Consider the following 20,857-nt stretch of genomic DNA (forward strand, 5'->3'; position numbering starts at 1 on the left):
TGTGAATGCTTTCACGAACGGCTGGGATGTCAAGGGGTTGGCACCAACCCGGTGAGTGAACTCACCCAAAAGATCGACAGCGTTCACCTGGGGTTTCACGCTCTGCTGTCACTCGATTGCTCTACATCCCGGATGGGTAGCGAGACGGTTACAGAACGATCACGGACCGTCGAGTTCGCCCTGCGTCACACAGCTACGGTCAACGCCTGGGGAACCGCTCGGAACTCCACCTGGGTCGTCGTGCCGAGGAAGTCGCCGTCCACCTGCAGGTTGGCGGGTTCCTCGCTCTTCACTTTGACATATTCGACGTCATCGCGCCGCACGAGTTTCGGACTCTTCGGGTTCCCGGTGGCCAGCACCTGTGTGATGTAGCGCGCAACGGTCGGCGGTCGCAATGTCGTGAGCGCCGACAGGCCCAGCCCGTTGTCGAACGAGGTGCTCGGGTTCAGGTGGATGTCGTTGTCCCCGAAGTACGTCCACGGGTCCGTGTTGGACACGAACACCATGCCGACGTCGAACTGCGGCTCGTCCGGCACCTCGACGGTGAAGCGCTCCGGCGTGCGCACGAGCCTCGCGTACGCCTTGAGCGCCACCGCCAGGTAGAGCGCCGGGCTCGCGTTGCGGCCGCGGGCGCGCTTGGCCTCGACACCGGCCACGACGTCGGCGTCCAGGCCGATGCCCGCGTTGAAGGTGAACCAGCGGCCCTCGTCACGTCCGATGACGTCGGAGAAGACCTGGCCGAGGCCGATGCGGCGGGTCGTGCCGTTCTCGATGGCCTGCAGCAGGACGTGCGTGGCCTCGACGGGGTCGCGCGGGATGCCCAGCGCGCCCGCGAAGACGTTCGCGGAACCGCCGGGGACGACGCCCAGCATCGGGGTGTCGGGGCGGGGGCCGTGCAGCAGGATGCCGTTGACGACCTCGTTGACCGTTCCGTCGCCGCCGTGGGCGATGACCAGGTCGAACCCGTCCTTGACCGCCTGGGCGGCCGCGTCGAGCGCGTGGCCGCGGTAGGAGGTCTGGACGATCTCCAGCTTCACGTCGGAGGCGAGTGCGTGCGCCAGCACGTCGCGACCCGCCGGCGTCGTTGTAGTCGCCTGGGGGTTCACCACGAGAAGAGCGCGCACCACTTGAGGGTAGGACAATGCGTGACCGCTCGCGGTTCGCATGTCCTCCCTCGGAGCGACTCCAGCCTCACGAAAGTGGCGTAGATCTCCCTCCGCTCGCACCGCGCCGAGCCCGCAGGCGAGTGCACCCCGGACGACCGCCGGCTCGCTGAAGGCCCCTTGATCTTCCCCCTCCCGGCGGGCTCGCAGAGCCCTCCAACCGGGTGGCCTACGATCCGTGACCAGTACAGAACGTGAGGAAAGGTCGCCTGTGACTACCGGTACCCCGGCCCCGCCGCGCGCGGTGCGGACCGCCGCCGCACTCACCTTCGTCCAGGGGCTCGGCGGCATCGCGCTGGCCGGCGCGCTCGTCCTGCGGGTGCTGCAGGGCGCTCCCTCCGCAGGTCCGGTGCTCGGAGCCGCCGGTGTGCTCGTGCTGTGGTTCGGCGGGGTGATCTTCGCCTGCGTGATGCTGTTCCGCGGCCGGCACGGCGCCCGCACGCCCGTGATCGTCACGCAGCTGCTGCTCCTGGGCTGCGCCTGGTACGCCTACGGCCCGTCCGAACAGCCGCTCATCGGATCTCTGGGCGGCATCTACTGCGTCGTGGTGCTCGTCCTGCTCTTCACCCGCGACGGCCGGGAGTGGGCGCTCGGTTTGCCGAGCGTCGAAGAAGACAAAGCCGACTAACGGAGGGTGGTCACGGTCACGCAGTCGGGTGAAGCTGTCGGTGGTTGCTTAACCACTCCCTGCACTCACGAGGTGACCAACCATGCGTTTCAAGACCGCGATCGCGAGCGCTTTCCTGGCGGCGCTTTCCCTCGCACCCATGACGGCGACGGCCACGGCCGCGCCGGAAGAGCCGAGCATGTCGCCGATGATCATCGGCGGCAGCTACGCGCAGAACTTCCCGTACGCCGCCCGCCTGTTCTTCAACGGGCGGGAGAACTGCTCCGCCACGAAGATCGCACCTCAGTGGATCCTGACCGCTGAGCACTGCGTCTCGGGCAGCGGCACGTACACGTTCCGCGCGGGCAGCCTGGACCAGACGTCCGGTGGCCAGCTGGTCACCGCGACCCAGATCATCAAGCACCCGTCGGCCGACCTCGCGCTCGCGCGGGTCGGCACGTCGATGTCGGCGCCGTTCGCGCCGCTCGGCACGACGTCGGACGTGGCCAACGGCAACACCGTGCAGCTCTACGGCTGGGGTGCCACCTGCACCAACCAGCCGGAGATCAACTGCCAGTCGCGCTACCTCAAGGTCGCGAACACCCGCGTGACGTCGGTCAACGGTCGTGACTACCGCGGTGGCACCGCGGTGGCCGTGACCCGCGTCGACGGCATCGCCGCCGGCGGTGACTCGGGTGGCCCGATGTTCTCCAACGGCAAGCAGGTCGGTGTCGCCTCGACGTCGGACCGCTCGACGCGGTCCAACTACACCCACGTCGGCGTGTACCGCTCCTGGATCCGCCAGTACGCGGGCGTCTGATCCCGAAGTAACGCGGGGGCCCCGCGTTCCTCTCAGGGGAACGCGGGGCTCCCGCGTGTCACGTGGAAGCACGTGCGTATGTCACCGAGCGTGTTCACGAATGGTGGATGGACACGAACGGAGTAGCCAGCTACCGTGCTGCCAGCGTTCGCGCCGCTCGGGAGCAGGGTGAGGTGCGCAGTGCAGGACGGCCCGCAGCGGGTGACGACAGGCAGCAGTTCCGAACGACCCAACGAGGCGCGCCTCTTCGACTACTACCTCGGCGGCGCCCACAACTTCGCGGTTGACCGGGCTCTCGCCGAGGAGACGATCAAGCAGTTCCCCATCGCCGAGATGGCCCGCACGATCAGGTCGTTCTCCCGCCGGGTGGTGCGCTTCTGCGCCGAGGACCTCGGCATCCGCCAGTTCCTCGACCTCGGCAGCGGCATCCCGACCGTCGGCAACGTCCACGAGGTGGCCCAGGCCGTCGACCCCTCGTGCCACGTCGTGTACGTGGACCGCGACCCGGTCGCCGTCGCCCACTCCCGCACGATGCTGCGCGAGAACCTCAACGCCGCCATCGTCCAGGCCGACATCTGCGACGTCGGCGCCGTGCTGCGCGACCGGGAGACCCGCCGCCTGCTCGACTTCGAGAAGCCGGTGGCCGTCCTGATGATCGGCATCCTCCCGTACGTCCACGAGGACCCCACCGGTGTCGTCGCGCGCTACCGGGCCGCGGTGAGCGGGGGGAGCGTGCTGGCGCTGACCCACCTGACCCGCGACGTGGAACCCGAGCTCGTCGACAAGCTCGTGACCCTGGCGGACGGCCTGCAGACGCCCCTCGTGCCGCGCACGAAGCAGGACGTCGAGGAGTTCGTCTGCGGCCTGGAGCTGCTCGAACCGGGCCTCGTGCTCGCCGCGCACTGGCGGGCCGACGGTGAGCTGCCCGGCGGTTCGGCGGCGGCCGACGCGTCGACCTACGGTGCCGTCGCGCTCATCCGGGACTGACGAGCAGGTAGCGCTCGACCCAGAAGCCCGTCACGGCGCGCGGCTCCTCCTCCGGCGGGAACGGCGAAGGCCGGGCCCCAGGGGTGGGCCCGGCCTGGTCGTTTGCTGCCGCGTCAGCCCCGGTAGGCGCCGCCGGCCGCGGCCGGGCCCTGGTACTGCGCGCTGCCGAAGCCGAGCATCGGGTAGCCGATGAAGCCGAACAGCCACAGCCCGAAGAACCCGAACACGCCGCTCTTGCCGAACGACTTCGCGATGTCGAGCGACACGATGATCGAGATCACGAGGTTGACGAGCGGGATGATCATCAGGATCAGCCACCAGCCCGGACGGCCGGCGACCTTCAGCCAGACGTAGATGTTGTAGATCGGGATGATGGCGGCCCAGCCGGGCTTGCCGGCCTTGCTGAACGTCGCCCACATGCCGGCGATGACGAGCACCGCGAACACGAGGCTGAAGATCAGGGAGCCGGTGCTCGAGCCGGAGTCTTCGTACACGGTAGGTCCTTCCAGGATTTGCCGGGGATCGGCGACGCGGGACGCTGCCAGCACCGAGCACCGGTCCTCAGTGGAATTCCCGTTTCGTGAGCCTTTCGAGACCTTCCGTCAACCTTCAGCGTGCAGCGCCGAGCTCCCGCAGCGCGTGATCGGCCACCCGCATCACCGTCCACTCGTCCATCGGGACGGCACCCAGCGACTTGTAGAACCCGATCGACGGCTCGTTCCAGTTGAGCACCCACCACTGCAGCCGGGTGTACCCGCGCTCGACGCACTCCCGCGCGAGCACCTCCAGCAGCTGCTTGCCGAGGCCCTTGCCGCGCTGCTCCGGCGTGACGTAGAGGTCTTCGAGGTAGATGCCGTGCACGCCGTCCCACGTCGAGAAGTTGAGGAACCACAACGCCATGCCGACGACCTGACCGTCCACTTCGGCCACGTGCCCGAACAGCGCGGGGTGCTCGCCGAACAGCGCCGTCCGCAGCTGCTCGGCCGTGAGGTGGCACTGCTCCGGCGCCCGTTCGTAGAGCGCGAGCTCGTGCACCAGCCGCACGACCGCGTCGACGTCGCGCGCTTCCACCCTGCGGATCATCACACCTCCCAGGCAGGCACGTTGAGCCTGCGCACCTGCGGGTCGCCCCGCTCGTCGCCCAGCTGGCAGGTGCCGGCCGGGTCCAGTCCGAAGTGGACGCCCTGGTCGGGCGCCAGCCCCAGCCACGCGGCGATCAGCACGCGGCTGAAGTGGCCGTGGCCGACCAGCACCACGTCACCACCGGGCAGGACGCGGCGCACCTCGGCGAGCACCTTGCGGGCCCGCTCCTGCACCTCCGCGTGCGTCTCGCCGCCGGGCATCGGGTGCGTCCACACGGTCCAGCCCGGCACGCGCTCGCGGATCTGCGGCGTGGTGATGCCCTCGTAGTCGCCGTAGTCCCACTCAGCCAGGTCCTCGGTCGTCGCCGTGATCTCCAGTCCGGCCAGCTCCGCCGTCCTGGTGGCGCGCTGCCGCGGGCTCGTCAGCACGAGCGCGGGCGCTTGGTCCGTCGCTCTGAGCCGGGCGAGCGTGGCGCCCGCCCTGCGTGCCTGCTGCTCGCCCTCGGGCGTCAGCTCGATGTCGGTGCGTCCCGTGTGCCTGCCGCTCTCGGACCACTCGGTCTGGCCGTGGCGCAGCAGGTAGAGGTGGGTGCTCACCTGTTCGATCCTAAGGAGTGGCCGCGACCACGTTTGGGGGAGTCTCCGTTCGAGGTACCCCGCTCGCCATGACCTCCGAGCCCCACGACCACGGCGAGCCCGACGAGGTGGATGCCCGGGAGATCCGCGAGGCCTTCGGGGTGCGCGTCGCGCGCATCCGGGCCGAGCTCACGTCGACGTGGAACAAGCTGCGGCAGAACGAACGCGACGCCGACAACAGGGGAGAATGACCTCCTGGCGCTCGACTCTGGGGCGCATAGGTCGTCGAACAACCCGCAGACGCAAAACGACGCTGGCCCGCGAACGAATTCGCAGGCCAGCGTCGTTCACAAGGCTCCGGACTCAGCCCTGCTTGGTCTCCCAGAAGATCTTGTCGATCTGCGCGATCAGGTCCAGCAGCTGCTGCCCCGTCGCCGGGTCCATCGAGCCCTTGGTGCCCGACGCACCCGCCGCCTTGGTGGCGCGGTTGAAGAGGTCGTGCAGCTCGGGGTACTTCTCGAAGTGCGGCGGCTTGAAGTAGTCCGTCCACAGCACCCACAGGTGGTGCTTGACGAGCTCGCTGCGCTGCTCCTTGATCAGGACGGCGCGCTCCCGGAACTCCGGGTCCTCGTTGGCCTGGTACTTCTCCTGGACCGCCTTGACGGACTCGGCCTCGATGCGGGCCTGCGCGGGGTCGTAGACGCCGCAGGGCAGGTCGCAGTGCGCGGTGGCTTCGACGCGCGGGCGGAGAATGCGCGACACGAGTCGCATCGTTCCTCCCAGAGTGAAAACAGTGGATGCTCCGACAAGTAGGACCCTACTCCGGCTGACCGAAGGGTGATCGTTGAGACCGCGCCTTTCCACCGTGCTCGTCCGCGGACCGTCGATGGCACCAGCGCTGCGCAGTGAGGACGTCGTGCTGGTCAGCTGGGGTGCGCGCCCCAGGGCCGGTGACGTCGTGCTGGTCAGGTGGGCGCAGCGGCCTGATCAGCTGTCGGTCAAGCGCGCCTCCCACCTGGTGGACGGCGGGTGGCACGTGGTGGGGGACAACCCGTTCGCCAGCACGGACTCCGGGCAGCTCGGGCCGGCCGAGGTGCTCGGGGTCGTCAGGGCGCGGTTGTGGCCGCGGCCGCGGTTCAGGCTTTGAGGGACGCGTACAGGGCCACGCAGTCCTCGTAGCGGGGGAGGACGCCGGCCTCGTAGGCCTCGGCCAGGGTCGGGGCGGCGGTGTCCTTCTCCGAGAGCAGGAACTCGATCTCGCGCGGCCACGGCAGGTCGAGGGCCGGGTCGAGCGGGGTGAGGCCGTGTTCGCCGGAGGGGTTGTACGGGGTGGAGCACAGGTAGTTCATGGTCGTGTCGTCCTCCAGCGCGATCATCGCGTGGCCGAGGCCCTCCGCCAGGTAGACGGCGTTGCACTTCTGCGCCGTCACCAGCACCGCGTCGAACTGGGCGAACGTCGGCGAGCCCACCCGGATGTCGACGACCACGTCGATGAACGAGCCGCGCGGGCAGAACACGTACTTCGCCTGGGAGGGCGGGACGTCCGCGTAGTGGATGCCGCGGATCGTCCCGGCGCGCGAGACGCTGTGGTTGGTCTGGGCGACCCGCAGCGGGTGGCCGACCGCCTCGACGAACGCCGCCTCCTGGTACGGCGAGACGAACACGCCGCGGTCGTCGGGGAAGGTCCGGGGCGTGAACTCGAAAGCGCCGTCGATTTTCAGCGAACTCGCCTGCATGCCGTCACTCTAAGGCGTCATGTTTTCTTGACCGATCGGGTGCTTCCTGCCTGCATAAACCGACCGGTCGGTGCAGAAAACCGGACGGACGTCTTGCTACATGCCCTCTGACCTGCGGAAAAAGTGTGATCCCCGCCGCAGACAGGTCGGTCCGGTCCTGCCACACTTCGCTCCACCCGCAGCACTCGGACTGTTCCCGGACGCAACTCGTCGGAGGACGTCGACCGAGTTTCCAGGCCCCGTGTACCCGGTGTGACAACGCTGGGCCGGTGCGCCGTTTGGTGATGAGCCCACAGCTAGATGGGCCACTACGCCGCCCGCACCGCAGGAGGGACGCCGTGACAGCAGTGAACGAAGCCCGTACCGAGAACTCCGATCCGACGCAGCTGACGGACGAGGAGATCTTCACCGCGCACCTGGGCGGGAAGCTCGAGGTGGGCGCGACCGCCTCGCTCGCTGACCCCAAAGCGCTGTCCATCGCGTACACCCCCGGTGTCGCTCGGGTGAGCAGGGCGATCGCGCAGGACGCGAGCCTCGCCGCCCGGTACACCTGGGCGCACCGACTGGTCGTCGTCGTGAGCGACGGCACCGCCGTGCTCGGCCTCGGCGACATCGGCCCCAGCGCGTCGCTGCCCGTCATGGAGGGCAAGTCGGCGCTGTTCAAGACCTTCGGCGGCCTCGACTCCATCCCGCTCGTGCTCAACACGACCGACGTGGACGAGATCGTCGAGACGCTCGTGCGACTGCGCCCGTCGTTCGGCGCGGTCAACCTGGAGGACGTCTCCGCACCGCGCTGCTTCGAGCTGGAGCGGAAGCTGGTCGAGGCGCTCGACTGCCCGGTCATGCACGACGACCAGCACGGCACCGCCGTGGTGTCGCTGGCCGCGCTCAACGGCGCGAACGAGGTCCTCGGCAAGGGCATCGGCGACCAGCGGGTGGTCATCTCCGGTGCGGGTGCCGCCGGCATCGCCATCGCCAAGATCCTCATCGCCGCCGGCGCCGGTGACATCACGCTGCTCGACTCGCGCGGCATCGTCCGCACGGGCAGGGCCGGTCTCAACCCCGTCAAGGAGGAGATCGCGGCGCTCACCAACACCTCCGGCCTCGACGGCGGCATCGACGTGGCCCTGCGCGGCGCGGACGTCTTCATCGGCGTCTCGTCGTCGAAGGTGCCGGAGGACCTGATCGCGAGCATGGCGAGCGGCTCGATCGTGTTCGCGCTCTCCAACCCGGACCCCGAGGTGCACCCGGAGGTCGCCGCACGGCACGCCGCGATCGTCGCGACCGGCCGCAGCGACTTCCCCAACCAGATCAACAACGTGCTCGCGTTCCCCGGCATCTTCCGCGGCGCATTGGACGCGGGCGCGCGCCGGATCACCGAGGGCATGAAACTCGCCGCGGCCGACGCCATTCTGGCGGTCGCGAAAGATGATTTGGGCCCAGACCGAATTGTTCCGTCCGCGCTCGACCCGCGGGTCGGTCCCGAGGTCGCCGCGGCCGTCGCGGTGGCCGCGAAGGCCGACGGCGTGGTCTGATCTCGGCGAACACCACCGCGGAGCGGCGCGCGTATTTGCCACCTTTGTGCATCACGCGGTTGAGCGGAACCACGAACGTGGCTTTTCGTTAACCCGTGCAGGGGTGGGCGATGACGCTCCGAAGCGCTACCGTCCCTCTCCTCGGGTGTTCACCCGGGGAGAGGGTTCGTGTTTGCCGCCGTTCGGGTGCCGTTGTCGTGCCCACCCGAATTGCCGCGGGCGGCTAATGCGGGAGAGGGTGGGCCGGTGCCCAAGTGGGTGGGACGCGCGACGGTGGTGAACGGCCGTGCCAGATCGGCGGCTGCTCAGGAGGCGGAGAAGCCGCCCGTGACGCTGGACGGGCTGACCCTGCCCGACGCGCCGTCGTTGCTGGTCGACACCAAGGGCGTCGTCATGCGGGCGAACCCGGCCGCCGTCGGGCTGGCCGGCGCGCAGGGGGCCGACGACCTCGTCGGGCACCCGCTGGGCGAGCTGCTGCTGGGCAACTCCTCCGACCTCCGGCTGTCCCGCGCGGACGGCACGCTGCTGCCCGTGCGGGTGGCCCGGCACGCGGTTCCCGGCACCGGGCTGCAGGCCGTCCTCCTGATCGACGTGTCCGACCTCTCCGCGGCGGCGGACGCGCTGCGTGACGAACAGCGGCGGCTGCGCAAGGTCCAGCGGGTCGCCCAGCTCGGGTCGTGGGAGTACGACCCCGAGACCGGTCTGACGGTGTGGTCGGACACCCACTACGAGCTGCTCGGCATCACCCGCGGCAAGGTCGTCCCCGGCGCGCAGGCCGTGCTCGACGTCGTGCACCCCGACGACTACGACATGGTCGAGTCGTACTGGCACGGCCGCGAGATCACCGGCGACCCGATAGACATCGAGTACCGGATCGTCCGCCCGGACGGCCAGCTGAGGTGGATCCGCGGCGTGGCCGAGGCGCGGCTCACCGACGGCAGGCTCGACAAGATCACCGGCTACATCCGCGACATCACCGAGTCGAAGCGCGCGGCCACCGATCTCGCCCAGGAACGCGCACGGCTGCTGGAGGCCCAGCGCATCGCCAGGATCGGCAGCTGGGCCTACGAGACCGGCACCCGCGCCGTGCACCGCAGCGAGGTGCTGCTGGAGATGTACGCCGAGCTGGGCATGACACCGGACGACGACCTGCTCTGCGGCGTGCACCCGGACGACCGCCAGGCCGTCACCGACCTGCGCCACCGGCTGCTGCACGCGCAGGACAACGACCCGGTGGAGGTCGAGGTCCGCAGCGAGTCCGGCGACCGCGTCTACATCTGCCGCGCCCGCGCGGAGATCTCCTCGTTCGGTCGGATCGAGCGCTTCCACGGCACCATCCAGGACGTCACCGAGGCCCGCGCGCTGGAACGCCAGCTGCGCGACGACCGCCGAAGATTGGCCGATGCCCAGCAGGCGGCACGGCTGGGCACGTGGGAGTGGAACCCGGCCACCGACGAGACGGTGTGGTCGGACATGCTGCGCGAGCTCTACGGCCTGCCGGAGGACGCCAGCAGCCGCTACGAGACCTACCTCGACCTGATCCACCCGGAGGACCGCGGCTGGGTGGACGACCTGTGGCGCCAGCTCGCCCGCGACGAGGTGCCCGTCCAGTGCGAGCACCGGCTCGTGCGCCACGACGGCCAGACCCGCGTCTTCCGCTGCCACGGCATGATCGTCCGCGACAACCACGGCCAGCAGCTCGCCGTCGGCACCGCCCAGGACGTCACCGAGCAGCGTGCCGCCGAGGCGCGCATGAAGCGTTCCTCGCAGCGCTTCACCGACCTCGTGTCCGTGACGCCGGTGGGCATCGGCCTGTTCGACGAGGGCGAACGGCTCGTGGACGCCAACGACGCGTTGTGCGACCTGCTCGGCATGGAGCTGGAACAGCTGCGCGGCATGACCGCGGAGCAGCTCACGCACCCCGAGGACACCTCGCCCGGCCTGCAGTGGGCCGCCGAGCGCACGCAGAAGATCCCGCAGCGCATCCTCGTCCGCCCCGACGGCGAGAAGGTGTACTGCGAGCTGCACATCGCGTTGTCCGTGCAGGACGACGGCCGCCGCTTCTGGCTGATCGTGTTCCTCGACATCACCGAACGCCGCCGCGCCGCCGAGGCCCTGCGCCACCAGGCCACCCACGACGAGCTGACCGGCCTGCCGAACCGCGCGCTGGTGAAGGAGATCCTCGGCCGGCTCCTGGACGGCCCCGGCCGGTCGAAGGTCGCCGTCTTCTTCTGCGACATCGACAACTTCAAGCGCGTCAACGACTCCCTCGGCCACGACGCCGGCGACGAGCTGCTGGTCGCCTTGGCGCGCAGGCTGGAGGGCGGCCTTCCGGACGGGTGCACGGCCGCGCGGTTGTCCGGCGACGAGTACGTGATCATCTGTGAGGACATCGACGCCGTGGGCGGTGTCGACGCACTGGCGACCCGCGTGGCGTCCCTGTTGCGGACCGCGGTCCCCGTGCACGGCCAGCTCGTCCGCGTGTCCGCCTCCATCGGCGCCGCGGTGCCGAACGGTTCCCGCGCGAACGGCGCGGACCTGCTGCGTTTCGCGGACGCGGCGATGTTCGAGGCCAAGCGCAACGGCGCCGGTCGCGTGTCCCTCGCCTCCGCCGCGCTGATCGCCTCCGCCGACCGCCAGGTGCACCTGGAGGGCCAGCTGCGCGAGGCGCTGCAGCACGACGGCCTCGCACTGCACTACCAGCCGGTCGTCGGCGTCGACGGCTCGGTCCTGACCGCCGAGGCCCTCGTCCGCTGGCCGCACCCCGACCGCGGCCTGCTGCCACCCGACGTGTTCCTGCCGGTCGCCGAACAGGGCGACCTGATGCGCGAGCTCGACCGCTGGGTGCTCCGCACCGCGCTGAAGGAGGCCGCGACCTGGCCCGCACCCGACGGCCGCCCGGTGTCGGTGGCCGTGAACCTCGCCGGCCTGGTGCCCGGTGACCCCGAGTTCGTCGACATCGTGTCGACCGCGATCCTCGAGTCCGGCGTGCCGTGGGACCGGGTCGTGCTGGAACTGGTCGAGACCGCACTGGTCGACCTGCCCTCGCGGGTCCGCCAGTCGATGGACGAGCTGGTGCAGCGCGGCGTCCAGTTCGCGGTGGACGACTTCGGCACCGGCTACTCGTCGCTGGCACGCCTGAAGGACCTGCCGGCCCAGATCATCAAGGTGGACCGCCGCTTCGTCTCCGGCGTGGGCAACGACTCCTCCGACTTCGCCGTCGCACGCGCGGTCGTCGACATGGCGCGGGCGATGGGGCGCAAGTGCGTGGCCGAGGGCGTGGAGACGGCGACGCAGTTCCACGTGCTGCGCGGGGTCGGGGTGGACGCGTACCAGGGGTGGCTGTTCTCCCGGCCGGTGCCGCCGAAGGAGTTCAGGGCGATACTGGCCCTCGGGCCCCTGCACATCCCCCGTGCGGGGTGAGCAGTTCCCTCACCTGCGTTTTTACAGTAACCCCCACCTAACGCGGGGTATACTGTAAATCGGAGGACAGCGGATGAGCTTGGTCGGATGGCTTTCGGTCGCCGAAGCGGCCCAACGGCTCGGGGTGTCCGCTGCGCAGGTCCGGGACCTGGTGGCAGCAGGACGGCTGAACGCCGTCAAACCCGGGCGCGACCTGCTGGTCGACGCTGACGCGGTCCACCGGCGGCTGCACGTCGAGAAGCCGCAGCGCGGACAACCGTGGTCGCCGCGGATCGCTTGGGCCGTGCTCGCTCACGCGTCAGGTGCGCACGTGGACTGGCTCTCCCCTTCGGAACTGGTTCGCGTGAAGCGCTATGCGCAACGACCCCTGAGCGACTGGCCCCGATTGCTGGCCAGGCGTGCGGACGTCCGCTGTGCGCGCATGCTGGCGAACGTTCTTCGTCGTGCCGAGGAGTTGCCGGGCGTCGCGATCGGCGGCGTCCGAGCCGCGAACCACCACGGGGCCGCGCTGGTCTCGGCGGACGAGCCGCACGCGGAGCTGCTGACCTCTGTCGAGGCGTTCGACGCGCTTGCGCGCATGAGGGGCAGCAGTTGGGATTCACCGAAGCCGAATGTGACTGTGCGTGTCCTTCCCGGAGGGCTGCCCCGGTCTGTTGAGGAGATGGTGTTCGGCGCGCCGTACGTGCCGAAATCCGTTGCCGCGGCGGATTTGCTGGACTTGGGCGACGAACGGTCACGTGGAGCTGCTCAGGAGCTGCTCACCCACATTCGGTAACGTTGCGCGATGATCTTCGCGCGTTGGCCTGATCTGCACGTCGCGGGAACGGCCGTGCTGCCCGAACTCGGCGACTCGACGCTGTGGCCGAGCCTGCTCGATCTGAGCGAGGCGCTGCCGGCGGACCACGTGATCATCGGCGGGGTGATGGTCTACCTGCACGGTGCAGTCCTGGGGCGTCAACCTGTCAGGGTCACCCGGGACGTGGACGTGCTCTTCGACGTGCAGTTGGTCCCGTCATGCCTGCGCGATGCCGTCGAGGTGTTGCAAGGCCTGGGATACCGGGTCGATCCGGCGAGCCCGGACGACTCGACGCACAGGTACATCGGTGCGAACGACGAACGCGTCGACGTTCTCGCGCCGGCCGGGGTCCGGCCACCACCCGACCTGACCACGACGCCGCCGGGGCGGACGATCGAGGTGTACGGCGGCCTTGCCGCGCTGCGCAACCGTGTCGCCGTGCGTGCCGAGTACCGAGGGCGGACGGGCGCCGTTGTGCTTCCGGACCTGGCCCGAGCCCTCTGTCTCAAGGTCGCCGCCTACGCGGGCGAGGCGCACCGGTCGCCCGCTGCGGCCTTCGGCTCCCGGCATCTGGAGGACCTGGCGTTCCTCACCTCGCTGGTGGACGACGCCGACGTGCTGCTGGAGCAGTTGGGTCCGCCTCCGGCGAACGGCCGTTTCGCACAGACCTCCGTGTTGGACGAACCGGAGCACCACGCATGGCGTGCCGTGGGCGACGACGCCGAGGACGCTCGGCTGACCTGGGACCTCCTGCGCCACGGTGACTAGCCCTCCGGCCGCTCCACGTACCGCGCGCTGGCCGACACCTCCGGCAGCAACGCCGCGATCCGGTGCTTCGGCAGGTCGATCAACCGCAGCTCCAGGTCCTCCGAGTCCGCCGCGGCGTTGTCGACGACCTCGGCCGCCTGCCGCTTGGTCAGCAGGCCCTGCGAGGCCGTGATCAGCGCCTCGCGCCAGACGTTGCGCAACTTGCCGTGCGCCTTCATCAGCACCTCGCGCACGACCCGGTCGCCGAGGGACAGCGAGCCGTGCAGGACCTGGTCGGCGACCACGATCGTGGTCTTGCCGTCCGGCTTGTTGCGCAGGAACTTGAGCGTGAAGCGGGTGCGCACGAGCGACTGCAGCTCCTGCTGGCCCGCCGCCGACGACACGGCCGGGTGGTTGTTCGGCACCAGGCAGGCCAGGCGGGCGGGGGAGGACGCCAGCAGCGTCCGCAGCAGCCACGGGCCGGGGTCCGCGGACAGGTCGACGGCCAGGGACGCCGCGCCCTTGCCGACCGGTTCGGCCCACCCGGCCGCGCGCGGCTTCGGGGGTGGGGAGGACTCGGGGCGGGGGGCCAGTTCGGACAGGGCGGCGAGGGCCTCGCGGGACGGGCCGGTGGACTCCACGGACTGCGCGCCGTGGGTGTAGATGCGGGTGCCGCCGGTCACCGCGCGGCGGCCAGTCGGGCGGCAGACGTACAGGTCGGCGGCCGAGCCGATGGCCTGGGCGCCGTCGAAGCGGTGGAACGCGGGCAGGATCGCCTCGAAGACGAGGCCGAGCTTCTGCAGTTCCTGCTGCACCTTCAGGCCCAGTGCCGGGGTGCGGTCGGAGAAGCCGTAGGCGAGCAGCACGCGGCCCGAAGCGATGTCGGACAAGGCCTCCACCGCGCGGCCGGCGAACAGGGCCATGCCCTCCGGCGTGTACGGCGGGTCGGAGAACACGAGGTCCGCCGACTCCAGCACGGACGCGGGCAGGCCGAAACGCATGTCGCAGTGCAAGGTTCTGATGGTGAGGCCGCGGTCGCGGGCGCGCGAGTCGATGAACTCCAGCAGGCGCTCGTCGAGGTCCACGACGGTGATGGACACCGCGGGGTTCACCGCGGCGACCGCCAGCGAGGTCAGGTCGTGGTCGCCCAGGCACAGCAGGTGCTTGCCCGCGAGGTCGTAGACCGAGTTCAGGTGCACGGCGCGGTGGAGTGCGGTCTCCGCGGTGGCCTGCACGTGGTCCAACGAGGACAACGGCGGTGGCACGTCGGCGATGTCGACGAGGATCTGGCGCAGCACGTCGGTGTGGTCGCGCACGCCGGCGACGGCGAACGCCTCGCGGTAGGCGGGGACCAGCTTCGGCGCGATGCGGTAACGATCACCTGAAGATTCGGCGTCGTCGCCGAGGGCTTTCAGCAGGTCCTGGACCGTGCGGCGGGGGACAGCGGGCAGGCGCACCAGCTCCGCCAGCGGGTGCCAGTCCTGGCTGAGCAGGGACAACACCTCGCGGAGCTTGCGCGCGTGCACGCCGCGGTCGGACAGCAGCGTGCGCACCTGGTCGATCGTCACAAGCGGTAAACCATACGGGCTGTCACATTCTGGAACGCTGTGCCGGGGTACGCCGAACGAGTTAAGGTCTCAGGGATCTGCATCCAGGGCGGTCCGAACCGGGGAGACCGTCACGACCGGAGGGATCCGAAGGGTGATCGAGTTCCGGGCCGTCACCAAGCGGTTCGAGGACGGGACCATCGCTGTCGATCAGCTCGACCTCGTGGTCGAGGCGGGCACCATCACGGTGTTCGTCGGTCCTTCCGGATGTGGCAAGACGACGTCGCTGCGCATGGTCAACCGCATGATCGACCCCACCTCGGGCACGATCCTGGTCGACGGCGAGGACGTGCTCGAGGTCGACCCGCCCACGTTGCGGCGCGGCATCGGCTACGTCATCCAGCAGGCCGGGCTGTTCCCGCACCGCACCGTCCTCGACAACGTCGCCACGGTGCCGCTGCTGTCCGGTTGGGACAGACGCAAGGCCCGCACGCGCGCCGCGGAGCTGCTGGAGATCGTCGGGCTGGACCCGAGCTTCGGCAAGCGGTACCCGGCGCAGCTCTCCGGCGGCCAGCAGCAGCGCGTCGGCGTCGCCCGCGCGCTCGCCGCCGACCCGCCGGTGCTGCTGATGGACGAGCCGTTCAGCGCCGTCGACCCGGTCGTGCGCGAGGACCTGCAGAACGAGCTGCTGCGGTTGCAGGCCGAGCTCGACAAGACCATCGTGTTCGTCACCCACGACATCGACGAGGCGCTCAAGCTCGGCGAACGGGTCGCCGTGTTCCAGACCGGCGGCCACCTGGCGCAGTACGCGCGGCCGGCCGAGCTGCTGAGCGCGCCCGCCAACGACTTCGTGGCGTCGTTCGTCGGCAGGGACCGCGGCTACCGCACCCTGACGTTCCTGCACGCGGACGTGCCCGTGCACCCCGTCGCCACCGCCAGGATCGGCGAACGCGTCACCGTCACCGACTGGACGCTCGCCGTCGACGAACAGAACAGGCCGAAGGGCTGGCTGTCCGGAGTGGACGGTGAGGTGCTGGTCAGCGAGGACCACCTCGTCTCCGGCGGGTCCCTCTACGACGGCGGCTCGTTGCGCGGCGCGCTCGACGCGGCGCTCAGCTCGCCGTCCGCGCTCGGCGTCACCGTCGACGGCTCCGGCGCGGTGATCGGCGTCGTGCGGGCCGACGACGTGATCAAGGCCCTCGCGAAGGCCCGCGCGGCGGGTGAGGTCCCCAAGTGAACTGGATTTTCGAGAACTGGGAGAAGTTCTGGGAAGTCACGGAGGTTCACGTCCGGCTCGCCCTCCTGCCGGTGGTGATCGGGTTCGTGCTCTCGATCCCGCTCGGGTGGTGGGCCAGCCGGTCGCAGCCGGCGCGCGCGGTGCTGTTCCCGCTCTCCAACATCCTGTTCACGATCCCGTCCATCGCGCTGATCGTGATCACGCCGGTGCTGCTCGGCGTGCAGATCCTCGACGAGATCAACGTCATCGTGCCGCTGGTGGTCTACACGGTGGCGCTGATGGTGCGCTCGGTCGCCGACGCGCTCGCCGCGGTGCCCGGCAACGTGGTGGCGGCGGCGAACGCGATGGGCTACCGGCCGTTGCGCCGGTTCCTCACCGTCGAGTTCCCGCTGGCGCTGCCGGTCACGGTGGCGGGCCTGCGGGTCGCGACGGTGTCGAACATCAGCATGGTCAGCGTCGGCGCGCTCGTCGGCCTCGGCGGGTACGGCCAGCTCTTCACCGAGGGCTACCAGAACGACCACACCGAGAAGGTCGTCGCGGGCCTCATCGGCACGGTGGTGCTGGCGGTGCTCGCGGACGGGGTGCTGCTGCTGGCCGGACGGCTGCTCACGCCGTGGGCACGGGTGGGGAGGTGAGCTGAGCGATGGGCTGGCTCTTCGACCCCGCGCACTGGAGCGGTGAGACCGGGATTCCGGTGCGGCTGCTGGAACACCTCGGGTTCACGTTCTTCACGCTGCTGATCGCGGCCGTGATCGCCGTGCCGCTCGGTGCGTTCGTCGGCCACACCGGCCGTGGCGGGTTCGTCGTCGTCGGGCTGTCGAACGCGCTGCGGGCGTTGCCGACGACGGCGGTGCTGATCCTCGTCGTGCTGTGGGCGGGGCTGGGCGACTTCCCCGTGTACGTCGCGCTGGTGCTGCTGGCGATCCCGCCGATCATGGCGGGCGCGTACGCGGGCATCCGCGCGGTGGACCCGGCGATCGTCGACGCCGCGCGCGGTGTCGGCATGCGCGAGTCGGGCGTGCTGCTGAAGGTGGAGATCCCGAACGCTCTTCCCCTGATCTACGGCGGTTTCCGGGGCGCCGCGCTCCAGGTCGTCGCCACGGCCACCATCGCCGCCTACACCGGCGCGGGTGGTCTGGGCAGGTTCGTCTTCGACGGCCTCGCCCTCCAGGAATTCGGTCAGATGCTCGCCGGCGCGGTGCTCGTCGCACTGCTCGCCGTCCTCGTCGACCTGGCGTTCGCCGGCCTGCAACGGCTGACGGTCTCGCCAGGGCTGCGTCCAGTGGGAACCGGAGGAAAGAAATGAAGCGCATCGCCACGGCTGTTGCTGCGGTCGTGCTCCTGTCGGCGTGCGGTGGTGACCCGTTGTCCGGCGGAGGTGGCAACAACCCGGCCCCGACGGACACGATCGTCGTGGGCTCCGGCAACTTCCCGGAGTCCCGCCTGCTCGCCGAGATCTACGCGGAAGCCCTGTCCGCCAAGGGCGTCAAGGTCTCCAAGAAGCTCAACATCGGCAACCGGGAGCTGTACTTCAAGGGCGTCCAGGACGGTTCCATCGACCTGATCCCCGAGTACACCGGCGTGTTGCTCAAGCACGTCAACAAGAACGCGACCGAGGTGGCCGCGGAAGAGGTCTACACGGCGCTGAAGAAGTCGCTGCCGCAGGGCCTGACCGTGCTGGACAAGTCCGCGGCCGAGGACAAGGACGCGGTCGTCGTCACCAAGCAGACCGCTGCCCAGTACAGCCTCAAGTCGATCGAGGACCTCGTCCCGTACTGCAAGGAGATGGTCTTCGGCGGCCCGCCGGAGTTCCAGACCCGTCCCGACGGCCTGCCCGGCCTGAAGGAGAAGTACAACTGCGAGTTCAAGTCCTTCAAGGCGCTCGACGTCGGCGGCCCGGTCACCGTCGCGGGCCTGAAGGACGGCACGGTGCAGGCCGCCGACCTCTTCACCACCGACACCGCCATCTCGGCCAACGAGTTCGTGGCGCTGGAGGACCCGAAGAGCGTGTTCGCGGCGCAGAACGTGCTGCCGCTGATCAACGAGAAGAAGGCGTCGGAGCAGGTCCGCGGGATTCTCAACGGCATCTCGAAGAAGCTCGACACGAAGACGCTGCTCGACCTGAACGCCAAGCTGGCGGCACCGGACAAGCCGGAGCCGGACAAGGTCGCGAAGGACTGGCTGGCCTCGGTCGGCCTCTGACGCTCTGCCTCTCGGGCGTCTGCAAGTACTACCAACAGCGTGTTGGTAGTACTTGCAGACGCCCTTGTCACGTGTGCGCCGCGTGACCGCCGATCCGCAGCGTCAGCTCCTCGGCGGCCTTGCGGACCTCCTTCGCCAGGTCCGGCCACGTCTGACCGCACGGCGTGTCGCACAGGTGGCGGAACGTCAGCGTGATCGCCGCGATCGGGCGCTCGCCGTGGTCGAACACCGGGGCCGCCACCGAGGCGAAGCCGGCCGTCACGAACCCGTCCTCGACCGCCCAGCCCTGCCGTCGTTCGACGGTCAGCAGCCGCCGCAGCGCCGGGAGGTTGTGCGGGCCGCGGCCGGTGCGGTCGACGAACGCCGCCACCGACGGGAACACCGCCCTGACCTGCGCCGGGGGCAGGTGGGCGAGCATCGCGCGGCCGGAGGCGGTCAGGTGGGCGGGCAGGCGGACGCCGACGTCGGAGACGATCGACTGGGGTTGCCGGGGCTGCTCGCGGACCAGGTACAGCGCCTCCGAGCCGTGCAGGACGCCCAGGTGGGCGACCTTCTCCATCCGGTCGGCGAGCTTGCGCAGCAACGGGCGCGCGAGCCGTTCCAGCGGGTCGTGGCGCAGGTAGGCGGAGCCGAGCTCGAACGACGCGACGCCCAGGCCGTACCGCTTCTCCTCGGGGAAGTGCGTCGCGAAACCGGCCTCGGTCAGCTCCGAGAGCAGGTGGTAGGTCGTTGACCTGGGCAGGTTGAGCTCACGCGCCACCGACGCCGCGGAGACCGGGCCCGGACGGCCGGCCAGCAGGCGCAGGACCGCGAGCCCTCGCCGCAACGCGGGAACATCACTGCTGCTGCCCACACCGGTGATTTTCCCACGTGATCCAGCCCACGCCGATCCGCCGTCAGTGCACACTCAACAGAACGGGCCGCGGGTGCGTTGGAGTGGTGTGACGGTTTTGAAGGGGGTCGGGATTGACACCGAGTTTCGATGACTTCGTGGCAGAACAGGTGACCCCGTTGCTGCGCTACGCCACCGTGCTCACGTGCGACCCACACCTGGCCCAGGACGTGGTCCAGGAAGTCCTGCTGCGCGCGCAGCAGAAGTGGGACCGCATCGGTTCAGTCGACCTCCCTCACGCCTACGTCAAGCGCATGGTGACCAACGAGTACCTCTCGTGGCGCAGACGCAGGGCCGCCAAGGACGTCGCCCTCTGCACGACCACCCTGGAGTCCGTCACACCGCCGGTCGGGGACACGACGCACCACTACGACGAGCGGGAAGCCATGTTGCAGCGGATCGCCAGGCTGCCCCGCAAGCAGCGGGCGGCCGTGGTGCTCCGCTACTACGAGAACTACGAGGACTCGGAGATCGCACAGATGCTCGGTTGTGCCGAGGGAACCGTGCGCAGCCACATCTCACGTGCGCTGGCCACACTCCGGATGGACCACACGCCGCAGCCCGCTGGTGTCGGGTTGCGGCTCGGGGAGGGCCTGTCGTGAACGACACCGAACAGCTGATCAAGGAGGCGCTCGGCCAGCTCGCCGAACGCACCCCGCACCCCGGACCGACGTTGAACGCGCTGCGCCGCAAGCGCAAAAGGCAGCGCAACGTCTTCCTCATCGCCACCGCCGGAGTCGCCGCCGTCGCGGTCCTGATCTTCACGGGACTCGTCGCGAGCGAGCGGTACACCCCGCCGAACCCGAACGACGCCGCCGCGGCGCTCGCGCAGGACGCCGGCAAGGGCGTTCCGTTCAAGTACGCACCGCACTGGCTGCCGGCCGGGTTCGTCGAGAGCCTCCGCGCCACGAACGCGGGGCCCACCAGGGTGTGGGGTCCCGCGGGCGCCGCGCCCTACGGCAACCCGGGCCTCGTGCTCAGGGTGCACGGCGAGATGCCGGACGTCCGCGGGTGGGACCTGACCCGTGTTCGCGGCCTGGAGGCCAGGGTGCAGGTCAGGGGTGACGCCGCCACCGTCGTCTGGCAGGCGCAGGACGTCCTGGACGTGTCCGTGACCGGGGTGGGCGACGCGCGGGAGATCGCCCTGCGCGTGGCCGAGTCGGTGCGGGCCGACGCCAAGATCACGCACGCGCCGCCGTTCAAGCTCGACGGCAGGTACGCCGAGGTCGTGCGCGGCACCGCACCGGACAGGTGGCACTCGTCGCTGGGCAGGAACTCGGTGTCCGTGCAGGTGGCGACGGACAAGCCGGAGCTGCCCGCGCCGAACGAACCGCTGACCGTGCGCGGCAAGCAGGGCGTGCGCAACGGCAACACCGTGGCGGTCCAGGACGGCGGCCTGTGGATCTCGGCGACGGCCGGCTCCTGGTCCGACGAGCTGGTCGAGCTGGTCAACGAGGTCGAGGTCGTCGAGCAGCCGGACACGGCCTGGATCGGCCGCGGCCTGTAG

The 20,857-nt window shown here is 70.0% G+C and carries 23 protein-coding genes; 15 read left to right on the forward strand and 8 right to left on the reverse strand.

The genetic code is table 11. From position 1 onward, the window contains the following. Nucleotides 1-185: 185 nt before the first annotated feature. Nucleotides 186-1,124, reverse strand: a complete 939-nt coding sequence (locus AB0A63_RS23620; protein ID WP_360395135.1) for a diacylglycerol kinase family protein — start codon at nt 1,122-1,124, stop codon at nt 186-188. A 250-nt stretch (nt 1,125-1,374) separates the two neighbouring features. Here AB0A63_RS23620 and AB0A63_RS23625 point away from each other — a divergent pair, with 250 nt between their 5' ends. The 3 genes from AB0A63_RS23625 to AB0A63_RS23635 all read left to right on the forward strand — a co-directional run bounded on the left by AB0A63_RS23625 (nt 1,375) and on the right by AB0A63_RS23635 (nt 3,577). After that, nucleotides 1,375-1,791 carry a hypothetical protein gene (locus tag AB0A63_RS23625; protein ID WP_360395138.1) on the forward strand — a complete coding sequence of 139 codons (417 nt, stop codon included), beginning with the start codon at nt 1,375-1,377 and terminating at the stop codon, nt 1,789-1,791. 82 nt (nt 1,792-1,873) lie between these two features. Further along, nucleotides 1,874-2,590: a trypsin-like serine protease gene (locus tag AB0A63_RS23630; RefSeq protein WP_360395140.1), complete on the forward strand. Its 717-nt coding sequence runs from the start codon at nt 1,874-1,876 to the stop codon at nt 2,588-2,590. Nucleotides 2,591-2,758: 168 nt separating this feature from the next. Continuing rightward, nucleotides 2,759-3,577 carry an SAM-dependent methyltransferase gene (locus AB0A63_RS23635; protein ID WP_360395142.1) on the forward strand — a complete coding sequence of 273 codons (819 nt, stop codon included), beginning with the start codon at nt 2,759-2,761 and terminating at the stop codon, nt 3,575-3,577. Between the two features lie 113 nt (nt 3,578-3,690). On the opposite strand, the gene AB0A63_RS23640 is transcribed toward AB0A63_RS23635, so the two are convergent. The 3 genes from AB0A63_RS23640 to AB0A63_RS23650 all read right to left on the reverse strand — a co-directional run bounded on the left by AB0A63_RS23640 (nt 3,691) and on the right by AB0A63_RS23650 (nt 5,256). Continuing rightward, nucleotides 3,691-4,071: a DUF5684 domain-containing protein gene (locus AB0A63_RS23640; protein ID WP_360395144.1), complete on the reverse strand. Its 381-nt coding sequence runs from the start codon at nt 4,069-4,071 to the stop codon at nt 3,691-3,693. 115 nt (nt 4,072-4,186) lie between these two features. After that, on the reverse strand, nt 4,187-4,660 hold the full coding sequence (locus tag AB0A63_RS23645; RefSeq protein ID WP_360395147.1) for a GNAT family N-acetyltransferase: 474 nt from the start codon (nt 4,658-4,660) through the stop codon (nt 4,187-4,189). Then, entirely contained in the window at nt 4,660-5,256 is a 597-nt protein-coding gene (locus AB0A63_RS23650; RefSeq protein ID WP_360395150.1) for a histidine phosphatase family protein, read from the reverse strand. The genes AB0A63_RS23645 and AB0A63_RS23650 overlap by 1 nt, the downstream gene beginning before the upstream one ends. A 68-nt stretch (nt 5,257-5,324) precedes the next feature. Between AB0A63_RS23650 and AB0A63_RS23655 the strand changes: the two genes are divergently transcribed. Then, entirely contained in the window at nt 5,325-5,486 is a 162-nt protein-coding gene (locus tag AB0A63_RS23655; RefSeq protein ID WP_360395152.1) for a hypothetical protein, read from the forward strand. Nucleotides 5,487-5,598: 112 nt separating this feature from the next. On the opposite strand, the gene sodN is transcribed toward AB0A63_RS23655, so the two are convergent. Continuing rightward, on the reverse strand, nt 5,599-6,006 hold the full coding sequence (gene sodN, locus AB0A63_RS23660) for a superoxide dismutase, Ni (protein WP_065916284.1): 408 nt from the start codon (nt 6,004-6,006) through the stop codon (nt 5,599-5,601). Between the two features lie 94 nt (nt 6,007-6,100). Between sodN and AB0A63_RS23665 the strand changes: the two genes are divergently transcribed. Continuing rightward, nucleotides 6,101-6,382, forward strand: a complete 282-nt coding sequence (locus AB0A63_RS23665; RefSeq protein ID WP_360395664.1) for a S24 family peptidase — start codon at nt 6,101-6,103, stop codon at nt 6,380-6,382. Here AB0A63_RS23665 and rfbC read toward each other — a convergent pair. Continuing rightward, the gene (gene rfbC, locus AB0A63_RS23670; protein ID WP_360395155.1) at nt 6,372-6,971 is read right to left on the reverse strand and encodes a dTDP-4-dehydrorhamnose 3,5-epimerase; all 600 of its coding nucleotides are present in this window, start codon (nt 6,969-6,971) and stop codon (nt 6,372-6,374) included. The two genes, AB0A63_RS23665 and rfbC, sit on opposite strands and share 11 nt — an antisense overlap. Nucleotides 6,972-7,357: 386 nt before the next feature. Between rfbC and AB0A63_RS23675 the strand changes: the two genes are divergently transcribed. The 4 genes from AB0A63_RS23675 to AB0A63_RS23690 all read left to right on the forward strand — a co-directional run bounded on the left by AB0A63_RS23675 (nt 7,358) and on the right by AB0A63_RS23690 (nt 13,493). Continuing rightward, the gene (locus AB0A63_RS23675; RefSeq protein ID WP_360395666.1) at nt 7,358-8,506 is read left to right on the forward strand and encodes a malic enzyme-like NAD(P)-binding protein; all 1,149 of its coding nucleotides are present in this window, start codon (nt 7,358-7,360) and stop codon (nt 8,504-8,506) included. Nucleotides 8,507-8,752: 246 nt separating this feature from the next. Next, on the forward strand, nt 8,753-11,929 hold the full coding sequence (locus tag AB0A63_RS23680; protein ID WP_360395158.1) for an EAL domain-containing protein: 3,177 nt from the start codon (nt 8,753-8,755) through the stop codon (nt 11,927-11,929). A 73-nt stretch (nt 11,930-12,002) separates the two neighbouring features. Further along, nucleotides 12,003-12,704: a helix-turn-helix domain-containing protein gene (locus tag AB0A63_RS23685; protein ID WP_360395161.1), complete on the forward strand. Its 702-nt coding sequence runs from the start codon at nt 12,003-12,005 to the stop codon at nt 12,702-12,704. 9 nt (nt 12,705-12,713) lie between these two features. Further along, nucleotides 12,714-13,493: a hypothetical protein gene (locus AB0A63_RS23690; protein WP_360395164.1), complete on the forward strand. Its 780-nt coding sequence runs from the start codon at nt 12,714-12,716 to the stop codon at nt 13,491-13,493. Here AB0A63_RS23690 and AB0A63_RS23695 read toward each other — a convergent pair. Continuing rightward, nucleotides 13,490-15,040, reverse strand: a complete 1,551-nt coding sequence (locus AB0A63_RS23695; protein WP_360395166.1) for a bis-aminopropyl spermidine synthase family protein — start codon at nt 15,038-15,040, stop codon at nt 13,490-13,492. The two genes, AB0A63_RS23690 and AB0A63_RS23695, sit on opposite strands and share 4 nt — an antisense overlap. 133 nt (nt 15,041-15,173) lie before the next feature. On the opposite strand from AB0A63_RS23695, the gene AB0A63_RS23700 reads away from it, so the two are divergent. Genes AB0A63_RS23700 through AB0A63_RS23715 form a run of 4 tightly spaced genes read left to right on the forward strand, consistent with a single transcriptional unit; the run spans nt 15,174 to nt 18,458 of the window. Further along, nucleotides 15,174-16,256, forward strand: coding sequence for an ABC transporter ATP-binding protein (locus AB0A63_RS23700; protein ID WP_360395169.1), 1,083 nt, complete (start codon nt 15,174-15,176; stop codon nt 16,254-16,256). Continuing rightward, the gene (locus AB0A63_RS23705; RefSeq protein ID WP_360395171.1) at nt 16,253-16,891 is read left to right on the forward strand and encodes an ABC transporter permease; all 639 of its coding nucleotides are present in this window, start codon (nt 16,253-16,255) and stop codon (nt 16,889-16,891) included. The genes AB0A63_RS23700 and AB0A63_RS23705 overlap by 4 nt, the downstream gene beginning before the upstream one ends. An 8-nt stretch (nt 16,892-16,899) precedes the next feature. Further along, complete coding sequence (locus AB0A63_RS23710) at nt 16,900-17,562, forward strand: ABC transporter permease (protein WP_360395174.1); 663 nt, start codon at nt 16,900-16,902, stop codon at nt 17,560-17,562. Further along, nucleotides 17,559-18,458 carry an ABC transporter substrate-binding protein gene (locus AB0A63_RS23715; protein WP_360395177.1) on the forward strand — a complete coding sequence of 300 codons (900 nt, stop codon included), beginning with the start codon at nt 17,559-17,561 and terminating at the stop codon, nt 18,456-18,458. Before AB0A63_RS23710 ends, AB0A63_RS23715 begins: the two co-directional genes overlap by 4 nt. Before the next feature lie 67 nt (nt 18,459-18,525). On the opposite strand, the gene AB0A63_RS23720 is transcribed toward AB0A63_RS23715, so the two are convergent. Then, nucleotides 18,526-19,311 (reverse strand): IclR family transcriptional regulator, encoded by a 786-nt coding sequence (locus tag AB0A63_RS23720; RefSeq protein ID WP_360395180.1) that lies wholly within the window; start codon nt 19,309-19,311, stop codon nt 18,526-18,528. Between the two features lie 113 nt (nt 19,312-19,424). Between AB0A63_RS23720 and AB0A63_RS23725 the strand changes: the two genes are divergently transcribed. Continuing rightward, the gene (locus AB0A63_RS23725; protein WP_360395183.1) at nt 19,425-19,952 is read left to right on the forward strand and encodes a SigE family RNA polymerase sigma factor; all 528 of its coding nucleotides are present in this window, start codon (nt 19,425-19,427) and stop codon (nt 19,950-19,952) included. Continuing rightward, nucleotides 19,949-20,857, forward strand: coding sequence for a hypothetical protein (locus AB0A63_RS23730; RefSeq protein ID WP_360395186.1), 909 nt, complete (start codon nt 19,949-19,951; stop codon nt 20,855-20,857). Before AB0A63_RS23725 ends, AB0A63_RS23730 begins: the two co-directional genes overlap by 4 nt.

This window comes from Lentzea sp. NPDC042327, from assembly GCF_040647275.1.
Classification (GTDB): domain Bacteria; phylum Actinomycetota; class Actinomycetes; order Mycobacteriales; family Pseudonocardiaceae; genus Lentzea.

Excerpts from the sequence above, each read along its gene's own strand:
- AB0A63_RS23630 (WP_360395140.1), top strand. The coding sequence starts at position 1,874 with ATGCGTTTCAAGACCGCGATCGCGAGCGCTTTCCTGGCGGCGCTTTCC.
- AB0A63_RS23645 (WP_360395147.1), bottom strand. The coding sequence starts at position 4,660 with ATGATCCGCAGGGTGGAAGCGCGCGACGTCGACGCGGTCGTGCGGCTG.
- AB0A63_RS23655 (WP_360395152.1), top strand. The coding sequence starts at position 5,325 with ATGACCTCCGAGCCCCACGACCACGGCGAGCCCGACGAGGTGGATGCC.
- sodN (WP_065916284.1), bottom strand. The coding sequence starts at position 6,006 with ATGCGACTCGTGTCGCGCATTCTCCGCCCGCGCGTCGAAGCCACCGCG.
- rfbC (WP_360395155.1), bottom strand. The coding sequence starts at position 6,971 with ATGCAGGCGAGTTCGCTGAAAATCGACGGCGCTTTCGAGTTCACGCCC.
- AB0A63_RS23685 (WP_360395161.1), top strand. The coding sequence starts at position 12,003 with ATGAGCTTGGTCGGATGGCTTTCGGTCGCCGAAGCGGCCCAACGGCTC.
- AB0A63_RS23690 (WP_360395164.1), top strand. The coding sequence starts at position 12,714 with ATGATCTTCGCGCGTTGGCCTGATCTGCACGTCGCGGGAACGGCCGTG.
- AB0A63_RS23710 (WP_360395174.1), top strand. The coding sequence starts at position 16,900 with ATGGGCTGGCTCTTCGACCCCGCGCACTGGAGCGGTGAGACCGGGATT.
- AB0A63_RS23715 (WP_360395177.1), top strand. The coding sequence starts at position 17,559 with ATGAAGCGCATCGCCACGGCTGTTGCTGCGGTCGTGCTCCTGTCGGCG.